At 71.0% G+C, this 16,856-nt stretch carries 15 protein-coding genes and 1 pseudogene; 5 read left to right on the top strand and 11 right to left on the bottom strand.

The window, feature by feature from the left end; all coding sequences use genetic code 11:
- The first annotated feature begins 123 nt into the window (after positions 1–123).
- The 5 genes and pseudogenes from WFQ05_RS01705 (at position 124) to mtnC (ending at position 5,188) form a co-directional block, all read left to right on the top strand.
- On the top strand, positions 124–1,641 hold the full coding sequence (locus WFQ05_RS01705) for an amino acid permease (RefSeq protein ID WP_337052365.1): 1,518 nt from the start codon (positions 124–126) through the stop codon (positions 1,639–1,641).
- A 161-nt stretch (positions 1,642–1,802) separates the two neighbouring features.
- Positions 1,803–3,155 (top strand): annotated as a pseudogene (locus WFQ05_RS01700) (amino acid permease); the annotation flags it as partial.
- Between the two features lie 36 nt (positions 3,156–3,191).
- A complete protein-coding gene (locus WFQ05_RS01695) occupies positions 3,192–3,833 on the top strand; it encodes a methylthioribulose 1-phosphate dehydratase (RefSeq protein ID WP_337052364.1) in 642 nt (213 codons plus the stop codon).
- 93 nt (positions 3,834–3,926) lie between these two features.
- The gene (locus WFQ05_RS01690) at positions 3,927–4,484 is read left to right on the top strand and encodes an acireductone dioxygenase (protein WP_130519736.1); all 558 of its coding nucleotides are present in this window, start codon (positions 3,927–3,929) and stop codon (positions 4,482–4,484) included.
- Complete coding sequence (mtnC, locus tag WFQ05_RS01685; RefSeq protein ID WP_337052363.1) at positions 4,484–5,188, top strand: acireductone synthase; 705 nt, start codon at positions 4,484–4,486, stop codon at positions 5,186–5,188. The genes WFQ05_RS01690 and mtnC overlap by 1 nt, the downstream gene beginning before the upstream one ends.
- Positions 5,189–5,555: 367 nt before the next feature.
- Here the strand turns inward: mtnC and WFQ05_RS01680 are convergent, their stop codons facing one another.
- The 11 genes from WFQ05_RS01680 to WFQ05_RS01630 all read right to left on the bottom strand — a co-directional run bounded on the left by WFQ05_RS01680 (position 5,556) and on the right by WFQ05_RS01630 (position 16,774).
- On the bottom strand, positions 5,556–6,068 hold the full coding sequence (locus tag WFQ05_RS01680) for a hypothetical protein (protein ID WP_337052361.1): 513 nt from the start codon (positions 6,066–6,068) through the stop codon (positions 5,556–5,558).
- A gap of 78 nt (positions 6,069–6,146) precedes the next feature.
- Positions 6,147–6,482, bottom strand: a complete 336-nt coding sequence (uraH, locus tag WFQ05_RS01675; protein WP_337052360.1) for a hydroxyisourate hydrolase — start codon at positions 6,480–6,482, stop codon at positions 6,147–6,149.
- Positions 6,479–7,900 carry an NAD(P)/FAD-dependent oxidoreductase gene (locus WFQ05_RS01670; RefSeq protein WP_337052358.1) on the bottom strand — a complete coding sequence of 474 codons (1,422 nt, stop codon included), beginning with the start codon at positions 7,898–7,900 and terminating at the stop codon, positions 6,479–6,481. Before WFQ05_RS01670 ends, uraH begins: the two co-directional genes overlap by 4 nt.
- Positions 7,897–8,295: an oxalurate catabolism protein HpxZ gene (hpxZ, locus tag WFQ05_RS01665; protein WP_337052357.1), complete on the bottom strand. Its 399-nt coding sequence runs from the start codon at positions 8,293–8,295 to the stop codon at positions 7,897–7,899. Before hpxZ ends, WFQ05_RS01670 begins: the two co-directional genes overlap by 4 nt.
- Positions 8,292–9,485, bottom strand: a complete 1,194-nt coding sequence (locus tag WFQ05_RS01660) for an alanine--glyoxylate aminotransferase family protein (RefSeq protein ID WP_337052740.1) — start codon at positions 9,483–9,485, stop codon at positions 8,292–8,294. The genes hpxZ and WFQ05_RS01660 overlap by 4 nt, the downstream gene beginning before the upstream one ends.
- A gap of 37 nt (positions 9,486–9,522) precedes the next feature.
- A complete protein-coding gene (locus WFQ05_RS01655) occupies positions 9,523–10,746 on the bottom strand; it encodes an allantoate amidohydrolase (RefSeq protein ID WP_337052739.1) in 1,224 nt (407 codons plus the stop codon).
- Between the two features lie 38 nt (positions 10,747–10,784).
- On the bottom strand, positions 10,785–11,783 hold the full coding sequence (locus tag WFQ05_RS01650) for a nucleoside hydrolase (RefSeq protein ID WP_337052356.1): 999 nt from the start codon (positions 11,781–11,783) through the stop codon (positions 10,785–10,787).
- Complete coding sequence (locus tag WFQ05_RS01645) at positions 11,780–13,360, bottom strand: gamma-glutamyltransferase family protein (RefSeq protein ID WP_337052355.1); 1,581 nt, start codon at positions 13,358–13,360, stop codon at positions 11,780–11,782. Before WFQ05_RS01645 ends, WFQ05_RS01650 begins: the two co-directional genes overlap by 4 nt.
- Positions 13,360–14,742, bottom strand: a complete 1,383-nt coding sequence (locus WFQ05_RS01640) for an AtzE family amidohydrolase (protein ID WP_337052354.1) — start codon at positions 14,740–14,742, stop codon at positions 13,360–13,362. The genes WFQ05_RS01645 and WFQ05_RS01640 overlap by 1 nt, the downstream gene beginning before the upstream one ends.
- Before the next feature lie 5 nt (positions 14,743–14,747).
- Positions 14,748–15,713 carry a PDR/VanB family oxidoreductase gene (locus WFQ05_RS01635; protein WP_337052353.1) on the bottom strand — a complete coding sequence of 322 codons (966 nt, stop codon included), beginning with the start codon at positions 15,711–15,713 and terminating at the stop codon, positions 14,748–14,750.
- On the bottom strand, positions 15,713–16,774 hold the full coding sequence (locus WFQ05_RS01630) for an aromatic ring-hydroxylating dioxygenase subunit alpha (RefSeq protein ID WP_337052352.1): 1,062 nt from the start codon (positions 16,772–16,774) through the stop codon (positions 15,713–15,715). Before WFQ05_RS01630 ends, WFQ05_RS01635 begins: the two co-directional genes overlap by 1 nt.
- Between the last annotated feature and the right edge of the window lie 82 nt (positions 16,775–16,856).

Raw genomic sequence — 16,856 nt, 5'->3', positions numbered from 1 at the left:
GCGGCAAGGGCACAAGGTAACTTGTGCAACGGACAGTATGACGGGTAAGGTTCGGCGATCCCATCCGCGCGCCAAGGGGGCAGCGGATCCCTTTCGCCTTTACCGACCCTGGGGAATTCCGCGATGCTGTTCTGGCGCGTCAAGCCGCTCGACAAGATTCTTGAAACCGCCGAGAAGAAAGCGCTGACGCGCCAGCTCGGTGCCTTCCAGCTGACCATGCTGGGCATCGGCGCGGTGATCGGTACCGGCATCTTCGTGCTGACCGCCGAAGCGGGCCAGAAGGCCGGCCCGGGCATGATGATCGCCTTCGTGATCGCCGCGGTGGTCTGCGGCCTGGCCGCGCTGGCCTATTCCGAACTGGCCTCGATGGTGCCGGTCTCCGGCTCGGCCTACACCTACACCTACGGCGTGCTCGGCGAGCTGATCGCCTGGATCGTGGGCTGGGCGCTGGGCCTGGAATACGGCATCGGCGCGGCGGTGGTGACCGTGGGCTGGTCGGGCTACATGAACGGCCTGCTCGCCAACACGACCCTGTTCGGCCTGGTACAGCCCGGCGCGCTGGCGCTGCCGCCCGCGCTGCAGACCGGCCTGTTCGCCGGCGGCAGCTTCAACATCCTGGCCTTCGGCATCGCGCTGCTGGTGACCTGGCTGCTGGTGATCGGCACCTCCAAGAGCGCCAAGGTCAACTCGGTGCTGGTGGCGATCAAGATCATCGCGCTAACCCTGTTCATCGTCATGGCGCTGCCGGTGGCGACCTCGCACACGGCCAACTTCACCCCGTTCCTGCCCGGTGGCTGGGGCAGCCCGCTGGGCGGCATCGGTGTGCTCGGCGCGGCCGCGTCGATCTTCTTCGCCTACGTGGGCTTCGATGCGATCTCCACCGCGGCCGAGGAAACCAAGAACCCCAACCGCAACATCCCCATCGGCCTGATCGCCTCGCTGGCGGTGTGCACCATCTTCTATCTGCTGGTGGGCTATGCCGCGGTCGGCGCGGTCGGCGCGCAGCCGATCATGGGCGCCGACGGCGTGCCGCTGGAGCCGGGCAGCCAGGCCTTCGCCGCGGCCTGCAAGGGCTCCGAGGCGCTGGTCTGCAGCCATGAGCCGCTGGCCCACGTGCTGCGCCTGATCGGCTGGCCGAACCTGGGCAACTGGATCGGCGTGGCCGCCATCCTGGCGCTGCCGTCGGTGATCCTGATGATGATGTTCGGCCAGACCCGCATCTTCTTCACCATGTCGCGCGATGGCCTGCTGCCCGAGCGTCTCTCGCGCGTGCATCCGCGCTTCCACACCCCGCACGTGATCACCCTGGCCACCGGCCTGGTGGTGGCCTTCTGCGGCGCGCTGTTCCCGGTGGGCAAGCTGGCCGACACCTCCAACTCCGGCACCCTGCTGGCCTTCGCCATGGTGTCCATCGGCGTGCTGGTGCTGCGCAAGCAGCAGCCCGACCGTCCGCGCCCGTTCCGCACGCCGTTCGCCTGGGTCGTGTGCCCGCTGGCGGTGGCCGGCTGTCTGCTGCTGTTCGTCAACCTGAGCATGGTCGCCAAGGGCGTGTTCGCCGGCTGGGCGGTGCTGGGCCTGATCATCTACACGCTCTACAGCCGCAAGCGCAGCCATCTGGCGCCTGGCAACGAGCAGCACTAAGCAGATCGCGCCGCTTCGTACGACGCACCCCGACAACGGCCGCTAGACGGCCGTTGTTTCTTCCACTCCCCGCACCGGATCCCTCCATGAAGCAGCTGCTCCGCATCAAACATCCCGGCCAGCTCACCCAGGATGCGCAGGACCTGCAGCTGCATCGCACGCTGGGACCGTGGGGCCTGACCGCGCTGGGCATCGGCGCGGTCATCGGCGGCGGCATCTTCGTCATCACCGGCCAGGCCGCCGCGCAGCATGCGGGGCCGGCGATCATGCTGTCCTTCGTGCTGGCCGCGCTGTGCTGCACCTTCTGCGCGCTGGCCTATGCCGAGTTCGCCGCGATGGTGCCGGTATCCGGCTCGGCCTATACCTACACCTACGCCACGCTGGGCGAGGCGGCGGCCTGGTTCATCGGCTGGATGCTGGTGCTCGAGTACGGCGTGTCGGCTTCGGCCGTGGCGGTGAGCTGGACCGGCTATTTCCTCAGCCTGCTCGACCAGTTCGGCATCCACCTGCCGGCGGCGCTGGTCAGCGCGCCGCTGGACGGCAAGCTGCAGCCCACCGGCGCCATCGCCAACCTGCCGGCCGCGGCCATCGTGCTGCTGCTGACCTGGCTGTGTTATGTCGGCATCCGCAAGTCCTCGGCCATGAACATGGCCATGGTGGTGCTGAAGACCTGTCTGATCCTGCTGGTCATCTTCGCCGGCTGGAAGTACGTGGACCCGGCCAACTGGCATCCCTTCATCCCCGAGGCGCAGGGCCCGGGCAAGTTTGGCTGGGACGGCGTGGTGCGCGGGGCGGCGATCGTGTTCTTCGCCTATATCGGTTTCGAGGCGGTGTCGGTGGCCGCGCAGGAATCGACCAAGCCGCAGCGCGACCTGCCGGTGGGCATGCTCGCCTCGCTGGTGATCTGCACCGTGCTCTACATCGCCATGGCCGCGGTCATGACCGGCCTGGTGCCCTATTCCATGCTCGGCACCGACGAGCCGGTGGTCACCGCCGTGGCCGCGCATCCCGAGCTGGGCTGGCTGCGCCTGGTGGTGGAGATCGGCGCGCTGATCGGCCTGTCCTCGGTGGTGCTGGTGATGATCATCGGCCAGCCGCGCATCTTCATGATCATGGCCCGCGACGGCCTGCTGCCGACGGTGTTCACCCGCATCCATCCCAAGTACCGCACCCCGCACATCAACACGGTGATCACCGGCATCGGCATCGCGGTGCTGGCGGCGGTGTTCCCGCTGGACGTGCTCGGCGAGCTGACCTCGATGGGCACGCTGATCGCCTTCGCCTCGGTCTGCGCCGGCGTGCTGATCCTGCGCCGCACCCAGCCCCAGCTGCCGCGCCCCTTCCGCATCCCCTTCGCCTGGGCGATCTGCCTAGCCGGCATCGGCAGCTGCCTGCTGCTGCTGTCGACCATGACCGCGCACAACTGGATGCTGATGGTGATCTGGACGGTGATCGGCTTCGTCATCTACGCCGCCTACGGTTACCGCCACAGCCGGCTGCGCGGCCAGGGCTGACGTCGATCGGTCAAGCCGGCGCGGTAAAATGGCGGCATGAACAGCCTCCCCTTCGATGCCGCGCGCCTGGCCGTGCTGGCCGACGACATCACCCACAACGTGGCCGAGCTGGCGCGCCTGGGCTGGACCCCGGCCACCAGCAGCAACTTCTCCGAGCGCCTGGACGATCGCCATGCCGCGATCACCGTCTCCGGCGCGGACAAGGGCCGCATGGGCCGCGAGCACATCATGGTCGTGGACCTCGACGGCCGGCCGGTGGCCACCGACAAGCGTCCCTCGGCCGAGACCCTGCTGCACACCCAGCTCTACCGGCGCTTCCCGGAGGTGGGCTGCGTGCTGCACACCCACTCGCTGGTGCAGACCATCGCCTCGCGCCTGTACGCCGGCGCCGGCCATATCCGCCTGGAAGGCTACGAGCTGCTTAAGGCCTTCCACGGCAACAGCACCCACGAGATGGCCATCGACGTGCCGGTGCTGCCCAACACCCAGGACATGACCGTGCTGGCCGCGCAGGTGGATGCGCTGCTGGACCAGGGCCCGCTGTGGGGCTATCTGATCGACGGCCACGGCCTGTACGCCTGGGGCCGCACCATGGCCGAGGCGCGCCGCCACCTGGAGGCGTTCGAGTTCCTGTTCCACTGCGAGCTGGAGCTGCGCAAGCTCGGCGCGCGCGGCTGAATCGCACTGCTGCGTTGCATGGCGGCGACGCTGCCCCGCGCCGCCGCTGCTACCCTTTTCCGCCCGGCCTTCGCCCCCTGCCAGGAGCCCGCCATGAGCCGTCTTCGCATCTTCGACCACGCCGATCCGTCCACGCCGCTGTTCGCCAGCTACGACCCGGATTTCATCGCCACCGAGCTCGAGAAGATCGGGGTGCTGTTCGAGCGCTGGCAGGCCTCCAAGCCGATCGAGCCCGGCGCCTCGCCCGAGGCGGTGATGGACGCCTATCGCGCCGACATCGACCGCCTGGTCGCCGAGCGCGGCTTCAAGTCGGTGGACGTGGTCAGCATCGCGCCCGATCACCCGGCGCGCGCCGAGATGCGCACCAAGTTCCTGGACGAGCACTTCCACAAGGAGGACGAGGTGCGCTTCTTCGTCGCCGGCTCGGGATTGTTCACCCTGCATGTGGACGACAAGGTCTACGAGATCGAGTGTGTCAAGGACGACCTGATCGCCGTGCCGGACGGGACCAAGCACTGGTTCGACATGGGCGAGTCGCCCAGCTTCGTGGCGATCCGCTTCTTCACCGAGCCGGACGGCTGGGTCGGCCACTTCACCGGCGAGACCATCGCCGCCAGCTTCCCGCGCTACACCCCGGAGCGGGCTTCCTGATGGGCGTTGTGCAGGCGGTGCTCACCGATATCGAGGGCACGACCAGCAGCATTTCCTTCGTCAAGGACGTGCTGTTTCCGTATGCGCGGCGTGCGCTGCCGGGCTTCGTCGCCGCCCACGGCGACGACCCGGACGTGCGCCGCTGGCTGGATGCGGTCAGCGCGGATGCGCCGCAGGCGCAGGAGGATGCCGCGCGCGTGGCGGTGCTGCAGGACTGGATCGACGCCGACCGCAAGCACACCGCGCTCAAGGCGCTGCAGGGCATGGTCTGGGAGGCCGGCTACCGCGATGCGGACTTCACCGCGCACATGTATCCGGACGCGGCCCAGGCGCTGCAGGACTGGTATGGCGAGGGCCTGGCGCTGTACGTCTATTCGTCCGGCTCGGTGCCGGCGCAGAAGCTGTTCTTCGGCCATAGCGATGCTGGCGACCTGACGCCGCTGGTGTCGGGCTGGTTCGATACCGAGATCGGCGGCAAGCGCGAGCGCGACAGCTATGCGCGCATCGTCGAGCGCATCGGCGTGGCGCCGCGCGAGGTGCTGTTCCTGTCCGACGTGGTGGCCGAGCTGGACGCCGCGCGCGAGGCCGGCCTGCAGACCGTGCTGCTGGACCGCTTGGAGGACTATCCGACCCCGCGCGATGCGGCCGCCTGCAACGGGCATGCGCGGGTGACCTCGTTCGCCCAGATCGAGCCGGCGGCCTGAGCGGACCCCTCGCTTTTCAAGAACGATTCGCATTTCGCCATCACTTTCGCGCGCTGGCTAGACTTCCGTCCGCGCCGTCAGCCCGCTCCCGCCAGCGACGACGTGCACCGGTCACCGCCCGCCCGCTTTCGCCAGCCAGCCGACCGTTTCAGGACGCCCCGTTTGGGGCGTTTGGTGTTTTTGGGATTCGGGATTCGGGATTGGAGCGGTTTGCTCTGCCGCGCGGATTGGATGCGGGATTCTTGGTCGTTGGAGACCGCGGCAATCCTCCTAACGTCGTTCCCGCGAACGCGGGAATCCAGCGCCTCTGGCGCTTTGGGCGAGCATCACTGGGTTCCCGCGTTCGCGGGACTGACGTGTTCGGGTCTTAGTCGCCTTTCTTGGTGCCGTGCGCTGACGTCGCGCGCTCGGCGTACCAGCGCGCGATGACCTCGCGTTCCTGCGGCGTCATCTGCGTGGTGTTGCGCATCGGCATGGCCTGCAGTTGGACCACCTGAAGCTGGATGGCGGCGGCGTTGCGCTCGACATCGCCCATGTCGTCCAGGCTCAGGCCGTAGGCGGCCCAGGGCATGACCGTGGCGTGGTCGGAATGGCAGGCCTGGCAGCGGGTCTGCACGATGCTCCACACCGCCTGCTCCTGCGGCGACAGCGGGCGGGCCATGGCCTGCGCCCGCTCGGCCTTGTCCTGCGCGGCGCGCGAGGCCAGCTTCAGGGCAAGCGATGCGGCCAGCACCAGCAGCACGGCGATCAGCGGCAGGCCCCAGGTGTGGCGACCGCGCCGCCAGCGCAGCGCGAACCAGACCAGCAGCGCCGCGGCCAGCAGCCCCATGGCCGAGACCATCCAGGCGATCAGCGGGGAGACCTCGTGCAGGCTGGGCATGCGTAGACCGGAAGCGAACGGGCAAAGCGCCGTGCGCAACGCCGGACGCGGGCAGTCAGTGTAGCCGCGTCGCGCCGCTCAGCTGCCGCGATAGGTCGAATAGCCGAACGGCGAGACCAGCAGCGGCACGTGGTAATGCCCCTGCCCCGCGACGCCGAAATCCAGCGGGATCACGTCCAGGAACGGCGGCTCCGGCAGCGCCACGCCGGCCGCGCGGAAGTACGCCGCGACCGCGAACACCAGCCGATAGCGCCCGGCTTCCAGCCCCTGTTCGCGCAGCGTCGGGCAGCGCCCGTCGGCATCGGTGACGCCCTGCCAGCGCAGCGCGCCGTCGGCGTCGAACAGCTGCACCGCCACGCCCGTGGCCGGACCGCCGCGGCTGGTGTCCAGCACGTGGGTGGAGAGCGTGGTCATGCGGCGGACTCCTGCGGCAGCGGCCACTGGCCGGTGAATTCCTCCTCGTCGAAGGCCAGGAAGTCGCGCACCACCGCGGCGCGATCATCGACGAAGAGCTGATTGGCCACCGCCTGCGCCAGGCGCGGCAGTGCGTACTTCAGGCCCGACAGTGCGGCGGCCGACAGCCCCAGGTTGATCAGCGCCGAGTAGTTGAACGCGAACAGGCCGTGCAGCCTGGCCGCATCCTCGGCCGTGCGCGGCTGCAGTTCGAAGCCCGGGCCCAGGTAGGGATGCGCGTCGAGCAGCGCATTGGCGGCACCGGCCGGCGGCACGTAGCGGTCGCGCCAGCGCGCGATGGCCGGCGCCAGCGCGGCCAGCTCGGGGCGCAGGTCCGGATCGGTCACCAGGCCGGTGGCGATGGCGAGGAAATCGAAGGCCTGCGCGCCCTGCGGCGTGGTCACCACCGCCTGGCCATCGCGCTCGGCCACCGACAGCCACGGTGCGCCCAGATGCAGGTGGAAGCCCGGCATGGCCACCGCGCGGGCGAAGGTATCGTTGGTCGGCGGCTGGTTGCGGGCGAAGAAGCTGGCCATCAGCGCGTACTTGTCGGCATCGGGCAGCGCCGGGAAGCGCGCGATGATGCCGGCCTGCTCCATGTGCCGGATCGGATTGACCCGCGGCAGCTGCGCGCGACGCACGAACACATGCGCCTCGCGCACCCCGCGCTGCAGCGCGTACTGCGCGTTGTCGAACGCCGACGCGCCGCCGCCGAGGATGGCGATGCGCTTGCCGGCCAGCGCGGCGTAGTCCAGCGGCCCGGAGGTGTGCGCATAGCGCGTGGGCGGCAGGTGGTCGGAGACGAACTTGGGCACCACCCACTGGCCGCCGCCCTGGATGCCGGTGGCCAGGATCACCTTGCGCGCCAGCAGCGTGCCGCCATCGTGCAGGTGCAGGCGATGCAGGCCCTGCTCCGGCAGAGGTTCGAGTTGGACCAGCCGCGTGTCGTTGCGCACCGGCAGGCGCAGCACGCCGCGGTACCAGCGCAGGTAAGCCATCCAGTCCTCGCGCGGAATCTTGTCCAGCGCCTCCCAGCCGGCCGCGCCGTGCTGGGCCTCCCACCAGGCGTGGAAGGTCAGCGAGGGGAGCCCCAAGTCGATCGAGGTGATCTGCTTGGGCGTGCGCAGCGTGACCATGCGCGCATAGCTGAGCCACGGCCCTTCGCGCCCTTCCGGACATTCGTCGATCACCAGCAGGTTGGAGACCCGCTCGCGCAGCAGCGCGAAGGCCGCGCCCAGTCCGCTCTGCCCGCCGCCGACGATCACCACATCGAATACATGGCCCTGGTCGTGCGTGCGCGGCCGCGTCCAGTCCGGCTTGCCGTGGTCCAGGCAGGCCAGGTCGTGGGCCACGCGGGTTTCCAGATCGGCCAGGCTCACGCGTGCGTGCCCTCCAGCGAGACATGCGCCGCGACGACCTTCCAGCCGTCGGCGAAGCGCACCCAGCTCTGGCTCTGGCGGCCGCGCCGGGCGGCGCCTTCGCGGAAGAACTCGGCATTGGCCGTGGCGAAATCAGCGCCGAAGGTCGCGATCTCCACCCGCCCCAGCCGGCGCTGCGGCGAGCCGCCGCGGCCGATGCGGAACTCCCGGATCTCCTCGATGCCGTACAGCACCTCGCCCACGCCGTAGCGCACGGTGCTGGGCGCGGCATGGAACAGGCGATCGAGCGTGGCGATGTCGTCGGCCATCAGCGCCCGTTCGTAGGCCTCGAAGGCCGCGCGCACCTCGGCCACCACGGCCGGATCGTTGAGCGTCGGCTCGCCGCCTGCGCTCATGCGGCCACATCCGCATTCCACGCCGCCAGCGCGGCGTCGATGGCGGCGCCGGGCGTGCAGGCGAAGCCCTGCAGGCGCAGCACGGTCTCCAGCGCGCCCAGCGTGATCAGCACCTTGTGCTTGGCCGCGTTGTAGCCCATCGCGCCGATGCGCCAGACCTTGCCCTGCAGCGGGCCGAAGGCGGTGCCGATCTCGATCTCGAAGTCTTCGCGCATGGCGCGGCGCACCGCCTCGCCATCGACACCCGCGGGGATCACCAGGCCGGTGACGTTGCTCATGCGGTGCGCGTCGTCGCCGAACACCCCCAGCCCCAGCGCGCGCGCGCCGGCGGTCACGGCGCGGCCGGCGGCGCGATGGCGGGCGTAGCGCCGCGCCAGGCCTTCCTGCAGCGCGATGCGCGCGCATTCGCGGGCGCCGTAGAGCATGGTGGTGGCTTCGGTGTGGTGGTTCAGGCGCTTGTCCGACCAGTAGTCCATGACCATGGCCAGGTCGAAGTAGTTGGAGCCGATGCGTGGGCCATCGCCATCGTCGATGTCCTCGCGCGCGATGCCGCGCTCGACATGGCGGCGGGCGAAGATGCGCTCGGCCGCCGCCTCGGAGACGGTGATCGGCGCCGAACCCGACGGCCCGCCCAGGCACTTCTGCAGCCCGCCGGTGACGATGTCCACCTGCCAGCGGTCGGCGGCCAGTTCCATGCCGCCGATGGTGGCCGTGGCATCCACGTACGACAGCGCGCCGTAGCGCCGGCACAGCGCGCCGAAGCCTTCCAGCGGCTGCGCCATGGTGGTGGAGGTGTCGCCGTGGATGGTCGCCACCAGCGTCGGGCGCACGCGCTTGAGCGCGTCCTCGATGGCGTCCAGCGGCACCACCTGGCCCCACGGGGCCTCGACGGTTTCGATCCTGGCGCCGATGCGGCCGAGGATCTCGGTCAGCAGCAGGCCGAAGCGGCCGAAGTTGACCACCAGCACCGTCTCGCCCGGCGCCACCAGCGACACCAGCGCGGCCTCGATGCCGGCGCGCGCGGTGCCGTCGACCAGGAAGGTCCACCGGTTATCGGTGCCGAAGATCGGGCGGTACAGCGCCATGACCTCGTTCATGTAGGCGGTCATTTCCGGGTCGAACTGCCCCAGCAGGTCGGCCGACATAGCGCGCAACACGCGCGGATGCGCATTGACCGGGCCCGGGCCCATCAGCAGGCGCTGCGGCGGATCGATCTCGCCAAAGACTTCAATTGCCACGTATCGCTCCCAAACGTTCGATGAAATCCAGCATGGCCGCCACGGCCAGGCCGGCGTCGGCCGCGCTGGCGCGCTCGGCCGGGTTGTGCGAGATGCCGCCGTCGCAGCGCACGAACAGCATCGCCGTCGGGCACAGCGCGCGCATCACCATCGCATCGTGGCCGGCACCGGAGACCAGCCGGCGCGGCGCGATGTCCTGCGTCTCCACGGCCTGGGCCAGCAGTTCGACCAGGTGCGTATCGCACGGGCTGGCGGCCAGGTCCTGCACCTGCACGGCCTCGACCTGCACGCCGCGCGCGGCGGCGATGGCCTCGAAGCGGCGCAGGATCTGCGCCGCACCGGCATCGCGCCGCGCGTTGTCGCCGGCGCGCACATCCAGCGAGAAGCTCACCCGGCCGGGAATCACATTGGTCGCGCCGGGCAGCACCTGCATGCGGCCCACGGTGGCGACCAGGTCGCTCGCCGCCTCTCGGGCGACGGCCTCGACCGCCAGCACGCAGTCAGCGGCGGCGGTGAGCGCATCGGCGCGCAGCGGCATCGGGCTGGTGCCCGCGTGGCCGGCACGCCCGCGCACGCTGACCTCGTAGCGCAGCTGCGCGGCGATGCCGGTGACCACGCCCAGCGCCAGGCCCTCGGCCTCCAGCACCGGGCCTTGTTCGATATGCGTTTCGAGGTAGCCGATGACTTCGTCGGGGCGACGCGCGGCCTGATGGAACTGCGCCGCCGCCAGGCCCCAGCCATCCAGTGCCTGCGCCACCGACACGCCGGCCGCATCGACCACGCCATCGAGGGCACCGGGCGCCAAGGTGCCGGCCACCGCGCGACTGGTGAACATCGAAGCCGGGAAACGCGAGCCTTCCTCGTCGCCGAAGGCGATCACCTCGATGGCGAACGGCATGCGCTCGCCGCGCGCGTGCAGCGCGGCCACGCATTCGATGCCGAGCATGATGCCCAGCGGCCCGTCGTAGCGGCCGGCATCGCGCACGCTGTCCAGGTGGCTGCCGATCAGCAGCGCCGGCGCATCGCGGTGCTCGCCTTCGTAGCGACCGATCAGGTTGCTGGCCGCGTCCAGACGCGTGGCCATGCCGGCCTGGCCCATCCACTCGGCCACCACGCCCTGCGCTTGGCGATGCGCCGGCGTGAGCCAGGCGCGATACAGGCCGCTGTCCGCGTCGCTGTACGGCGCCACGCCCAGCGCATCGCAGCGGGCGATGGCGCGCTCGCCGGCGGCACCATGCAGCGCCGGGGCGTTCACGGCTGCACCTGCGCGGCCTTGGCCGCCGGCGCCAACGCCGCGGCCACCAGCGCCAGCACGCGCGCCTTGTCCACGTCCAGGCAAGCGCTGGCATTGGGCGCGCCCTGCCCTTCGCGGGTCATGCCGTCGTCGTCCACCGTGACGTGCAGCGGCACCGGCGTACACACCGCCGGGTCCAGCAAGCGCGACACGGGGACCACGTCGAACAGCGTCGGCGTCGTGCCCCAGGGGCTGCGCGCGGCCCACAGCGCATAGAGTTTGGACAGCGGACCGGCGTAGGGCGTGGGCGCGGCGAAGATGCGCGCCTGCAGGTCGGCCGGCAGCGCGATCTCGGTCGAATCCAGCGGCTGCACCTCCACCGGCAAGCCGCTGGCCAGCAGGTCGCGCAGCGCCTGCGGGGCCAGCTTGATGTTGTATTCGGCGCTGGGCGTGTCGCTGTTGGTGCCGGCCACCGGCCCGTAGCCGCGCCGCAGCGAGCCGCCCATCAGCACCACACGCCTGAGCCGGGCGAAGGCCACCGGATCGCGCTTGAGCGCGGCCTGCACCGTGGTCAGCGGCCCCAGCGCCAGCAGCGTCACCTGCCCGGCCGGCCGCTGGCGCAGCACGCGCAGCATCGCCTCGACGCCATCGGCGCGGACCGGCCGATCGGCATCGCGCAGCCAGCCGGCCTGCCCGATCTCGCCCTCGCGCGTGCCGACCGCGGGGCCGGCGGCAACCGGCACCCGGCTATGGCCGGTGTCCTGCAGCAGCTGCGCCACCAGCTGTGCGCGCAACCGGGTGTCGCCATAGGTCGTGGTCACCAGCAGCGGCCGCAGGCGCGGCGAGGCCAGCACCAGCGACAGGGCGAAGCCGTCGTCGATATCGGTGCCGAAGTCGTTGTCCACGATCACCGGGATCGGCGCTTCCTGCGCATGCGGCGTGGCCGCCTGCGCGGCCGGCACCATCAGGCAGGCGAGCATGGCGAGGGCGCAGCGCGCGCGCAGCAGGGCACTCACCATCCGGCCACCACCCCGTCGCTGCGCGGATCGACCGCGCCACTCAAGGTCCCGTTGGCCTCGCGCACCAGCGCGCCGGCATGGCCCATCACCGAGGTGTAGGCCGGCAGCAGTTCGACCGCATGCCCGGCCGCGCGCAGCGCGTCGATCAACGCCGGGTCGAACCGGTCCTCCAGCTTCAGCGAGGTGCTGTCCTCGCCCCAGGTGCGGCCCAGCAGCCAGCGCGGCGCGCTGACCGCCTGCTGCAGGGGCATGCCGAAGCGCGCATAGCGGCTGAACACCGCCGCCTGGGTCTGCGGCTGGCCTTCGCCGCCCATGGTCCCGTAACTCATGACGCTGCCATCGTCGAACACCGCCAGCGCGGGATTGAGGGTGTGGAAGGGCTTGCGGCCGGGCTTGAGCGCGTTCCAGCCATCGCTGGCCAGGCGGAAGCTGCAGCCGCGGTTCTGCCAGGTGATGCCGCTGCCCGGCAGCACCAGCCCTGAGCCGAATTCGAAATAGGTCGACTGGATGCAGCTGACCGCCTGGCCGCGCGCATCGAGCGCGCCGAACCAGCACGTGTCCCCGGCCTGCGAGGGCTGCGGCCAGGGGAGCGCCTGGGCTGGATCGATGCGCGCGGCCATCGCGTCGAGCGCGGCCGCATCGCCCAGCAGCGCCTGCGCATCCAGCGTCATCCAGTCCGGATCGCCGACGTGCGCATCGCGCACCAGGAAGGCCTGCTTGGTCGCTTCCACCAGCCCGTGCACGTGGGCGAAGCTCTCGCCCTGCGCGACCTCCAGCCGGTCGAACAGCGCCAGGATCAGCAGCGAGGCCAGCCCCTGCGTCGGCGGGGCATGGTTGTAGAGCGTGGCGTCGCGCACGCGCACGTGCAGCGGCGTGCTGGCCTGCGCGCGATGCGTTTGCAGGTCGGCCAGCGCGAGCGGGCTGCCCAGCGCGGCCAGGTCCGCGGCGATGCTGCGCGCCAGTTCGCCGCGGTAGTAGTCGTCCAGGCCGGCGTCGGCCAGGCGCTGCAGGGTCGCGGCCAGCGCGGGCTGGCGCAGCAGTTCGCCTTCGCGCAGCGGCACGCCGTCGGGTTCGAACGTGGCGGCCCAGGCGCCGGGCTGGACGCGCAGCTCCGCGCCCTTAGCCAAGGCGATCTGCGCCCCGCCCGCCGTGACCGGCACGCCGGCCCGGGCGTGATGGATCGCATCTTCGAGCAGGCGCGCCAGCGGCAGGCGGTTGCCCTGCCCCGTCAGCGCCTGCGCCCAGCCCGAGACGGTGCCGGCCACGGTGTTGGCCGCGCCCGGCCCGCGCCACGGGATGACCGACAGGCCCGCGTAGAAATCCAGCGTCGCCGCCTGCGCGCTGCGGCCGCAGGCATCGATGGCATGCACGCGGCCGTCGGGTTCGCGGATCAGCCAGAAGCCATCGCCGCCGATCCCGGTCATGTGCGGATACACCACCGCCAGCGTCGCGGCGATGGCCACACAGGCCTCCACCGCGGTGCCGCCATCGCGCAGCACGTCGCGACCGGCCTGCGCGGCCAGATGATGCGGGGCCACGGCCAGGCCGCGGCGGGCGCGCAAGGTGTGCAACATCAGCTCGACGCCCCGCTGGGCGCATGCGCGCCGGTGAGCCCGCTGGCTTCCAGCGCGCGCGCCACGGCGAACAGCCGGTCCTCGCGCCCCGGGGCGGCGATCAGCTGCACGCCCAGCGGCAGCTGGCCCGGCCGCCGCAGCGGCGCGGCCAGCACCGGGCAGCCGGCCAGCCCCAGCGGCTGGGTGAACAGCCCCAGGTTGGCGCGCGCCGACACCGGCGCGCCGTCGATCTCGATGGTGGCCTGGTCGATACGCGGCGCCACGCAGGGCACGGCCGGCGCGATCAGCACATCGACCGTGCGCCACAGCTGCGCCATCGCCTCAGCGAACCACGCCGCGAAGCGCTGCACATCCAGCAGCGCCCGCGCCGGCTGCAGCTGCCCGGCGAGCAGGCGATCGCGCACGGCCGGATCGAAGGCATCGGGCCGCGCCTGCAGTGCCTGGCGATGCAGGTAAGCGCCCTCGATGGCCGTCATGACGAAGGCCGCCATGCGCGAGGTCCTGGCCTGCGGCAGCTCGGCGCTCGCGCCCGCACCCAAGGCCGCGCAGATCGCTTCGAGCCCGGCGCGCAGTCCGGGATCGAGGTTGGCATCGAACCAGCCGCCCAGCCGCGCGATGCGCAAGGCATCCACATCCACCGGCGCCAGCGTCGCATCGGCCATCACTTCATGCACCGCCTGCAGCACGTCCAGCGACCGCGCGAACGGCCCGGCCACGTCCAGCGCCTCGACGAACGGGAAAACACCCTCCAGCGGCACCTGCCCATGCGTGCTGCGCAAACCATAGATGCCGCACAGCGCTGCGGGCACGCGGATCGAGCCATTGGTATCCGAACCCAGCGCGAACGGCACCAGCCCCGCCGCCACCGCCGCCGCCGAGCCGCCGGAAGAACCACCCGCCAGGCGTTCCAGATCATGCGGATTGCGCGTGGTGCCGAAGTGCGCATTGACCGTGGCGAAGCCGTAGGCGAACTCGTCCATATTGGTCGTGCCCACCAGCACCGCGCCGGCGCGCTTGAGCCGGCGCACCACCTGCGCATCGCGCGTGACAGGCGGCGCCGCAAGGCGCATGGCCGCACCGGCGGTGGTGGTCAGGCCCCGCACGTCGAACAGATCCTTGACCGCGAAGGGCAGGCCCGCCAGCGGCGCGTTCGCGTCCGTGTTCGCCGTCAGCCCGGCCTCGAAGATGCGGGTGAAGGCCACCAGCGCCGGATTGCGCGCATGCAGCGTCCGCAGCAGCTCGGGCATGGCCACACGCACATTGACCGCATCGCCCGCTTCGGCGGGCGCCGAGGATGGCGGCTGGAAATCCGCAAGCGCAGCGGCATAGCCGCCGAGCAGGTCGAGGTTCTGCTGCACGCCCGGGCGCGTGGAAGAGTCCATCGTGGTCACAGCGCCAATGTAAGCCGAGGGCTGCGGCTGCGCGAGCAGCACAGGGTGATCTGCCGGTTGCTGGCCTTCTCCGCCTCGCTCTGCACGGTGTCGCGGTGATCGGGTATGCCTTCGACCACATCGGTCAGGCAGGCGCCGCACAGGCCCATCTCGCATGACAGGCTGACCGGTACGCCGGCCTCGGCCAGCACCGCGGCGATGGTGCGCTCGGGCGCGACGGTGAACACCTGCCCGCTCGAGGCCAGCGCCACCTCGAAGGCCGTGTCCGCGCCGGCCTCGGCCGAGGCCAGCGGCGCGACCGGCGCGAAGGCCTCGCTGTGGATGCGTGCCGCGTCCCAGCCGCGCGCCAGCGCGGCCTCGCGCAGATGCGCCATGAACGGTCCCGGCCCGCACAGATAGAGCTGGTGATCCTCGCCCGCCCCGTCCAGCGCCGCGGGCAGCACCTGCCGCGCGTCGCGGCCTTCCTCGGCGCTGTGCAGATGCGCGCGTGCGCCGAACTCGCCCTGCAGCTGGCGCAGGAAGGCGATCTCGCCGCGGCTGCGCACGTAGTAATGCAACTCGAACGAGGCGCCGCCGGCCTGCAGCTGGTGCGCCATCGCCAGCAGCGGCGTGATCCCGATGCCGCCGGCCACCAGCACGTGGTGACTGCCCGCGCGCAGGGCGAACAGATTGCGCGGCGCCGAAATGGTCAGCGGCTGGCCCACGCGCAGGCGCTCATGCACGCTGGCCGAACCGCCGCGCGAGGCGGCCTCGCGGCGCACGCACAGCACATAGCGCGAGGTGTCGGCCGGCGTGCTGGCGATCGAGTACTGGCGCACCAGCCCACCGGGCAGGTGCACGTCCACGTGCGCGCCGGCCTCGAACGCCGGCAGCGCCTGGCCATCGGCGCGCACCAGTTCGACGGCCAGATTGCCGGCGCCCTGCCGGCTCATCGCGTCGATGACGACTTCGATCGTATCCATCAGGCGAGGAAGAACTCGCCGAAGCCCATCTTCTTCAGGCCGCGACGGTAGGCGATGGAACTGCGGTCGGCCGGGATGTGCGCCTCCAGCGTCATGTCCAGCGGCAGGCGCTCGGGCTTCTGCAGCTCGACCATGGCCCGGTCCTCCTCGAACACGCGCAGGTTGAAGGCGTGCACCTCCTCCACCGGCTGGTCCAGATTGAAGTTGCGCGCGATCGGCACGAACAGCCGCGTCCTGCGCGCCGACACCGGAGAGGCGCAGTTGAAGATCACCAGCCGCTCATCGCCCGGGAAGTGGATGGTCAGCGAGGCGCAGAACGGCAGGTGCACCTCGAAGTGGCGCAGCCAGGGATAGTCCGGCGGGGCCAGGTGATGAAAGCCCACGCCGTAGTTGCTGACGTTGCTGACGTAGTCCACGGTGAAGCCGGTCGGCGTCTCCACCGGCACGTAGTCCGGCACCAGCTGGTTGGCCGGGTCGGCGAAGGTGCCGGTATGGATCCAGGCGAAATGCGCCACATCCAGAAAGCCTTCCACCTGCCGCCCGGCGAAGCCGTTGATGTCGAACGGCGGGCAGTTGATCTGCTGGAAGCCCGCCTGGTCCCAGTGCGGCATCACCGGCAGCGGCGCCGGGTTGTCCGCATCCGGCGCCAGGCACACCCAGACCAGGCCGTAGCGCTCGACCGTGGGATACGTCGCCAGGTGCAGCTTGGCCGGGATCGCCTGGCCAGGGCTGGAGGGAATGCGGTTGCAGCGCCCGCCCGCGCCGAAGCGCAAGCCGTGATAGGGGCAGACTACGCCCTCGCCGTCGTTGCTGCCCATGCTCAGCGGCACGCCGCGGTGCGGGCAGACATCGCGCGCCACCACCACCTCGCCGTGCACGCGATAGACCACCAGCGCCTCGTCCAGCAGCACCGCCTGCAGCGGCGCGCCGGTGACCTCGCTGCTGTTGGCCACCGGGTGCCACTGGCGCGCTAGCAGCCGCCAGTCGTGCTCGGTGAAGGTGCTGCCCGGCGGCAGCGGGCTGTAGGGATTGGCCGGATGGGCGGACGCGATGGCGGACATGAGGCGGGCGACCTGGCGGGGGCGGTTGCGGGGTGCGCCCCTACCTTGCGGCGGCGCACGTGTTGCAGTCCATCCAAGATTT

Origin of the sequence: Pseudoxanthomonas sp. USHLN014, from assembly GCF_037153335.1 — a bacterium.
Classification (GTDB): Bacteria; Pseudomonadota; Gammaproteobacteria; order Xanthomonadales; family Xanthomonadaceae; genus Pseudoxanthomonas_A; species Pseudoxanthomonas_A winnipegensis.
The sequence above is the reverse complement of the archived record's forward strand: the minus strand, read 5'-3'. Positions and strand labels throughout refer to the sequence as shown.

Bases quoted from the DNA above. Each gene is read 5' to 3' on its own strand.
- WFQ05_RS01690 (WP_130519736.1), top strand. From the start codon at position 3,927: ATGAGCCGTCTTCGCATCTTCGACCACGCCGATCCGTCCACGCCGCTG.
- WFQ05_RS01640 (WP_337052354.1), bottom strand. From the start codon at position 14,742: ATGGACTCTTCCACGCGCCCGGGCGTGCAGCAGAACCTCGACCTGCTC.
- WFQ05_RS01645 (WP_337052355.1), bottom strand. From the start codon at position 13,360: ATGTTGCACACCTTGCGCGCCCGCCGCGGCCTGGCCGTGGCCCCGCAT.
- hpxZ (WP_337052357.1), bottom strand. From the start codon at position 8,295: ATGAGCGCAGGCGGCGAGCCGACGCTCAACGATCCGGCCGTGGTGGCC.
- WFQ05_RS01660 (WP_337052740.1), bottom strand. From the start codon at position 9,485: ATGGGCCCGGGCCCGGTCAATGCGCATCCGCGCGTGTTGCGCGCTATG.
- WFQ05_RS01635 (WP_337052353.1), bottom strand. From the start codon at position 15,713: ATGGATACGATCGAAGTCGTCATCGACGCGATGAGCCGGCAGGGCGCC.
- WFQ05_RS01705 (WP_337052365.1), top strand. From the start codon at position 124: ATGCTGTTCTGGCGCGTCAAGCCGCTCGACAAGATTCTTGAAACCGCC.
- mtnC (WP_337052363.1), top strand. From the start codon at position 4,484: ATGGGCGTTGTGCAGGCGGTGCTCACCGATATCGAGGGCACGACCAGC.
- uraH (WP_337052360.1), bottom strand. From the start codon at position 6,482: ATGACCACGCTCTCCACCCACGTGCTGGACACCAGCCGCGGCGGTCCG.
- WFQ05_RS01630 (WP_337052352.1), bottom strand. From the start codon at position 16,774: ATGTCCGCCATCGCGTCCGCCCATCCGGCCAATCCCTACAGCCCGCTG.
- WFQ05_RS01680 (WP_337052361.1), bottom strand. From the start codon at position 6,068: ATGCCCAGCCTGCACGAGGTCTCCCCGCTGATCGCCTGGATGGTCTCG.
- WFQ05_RS01695 (WP_337052364.1), top strand. From the start codon at position 3,192: ATGAACAGCCTCCCCTTCGATGCCGCGCGCCTGGCCGTGCTGGCCGAC.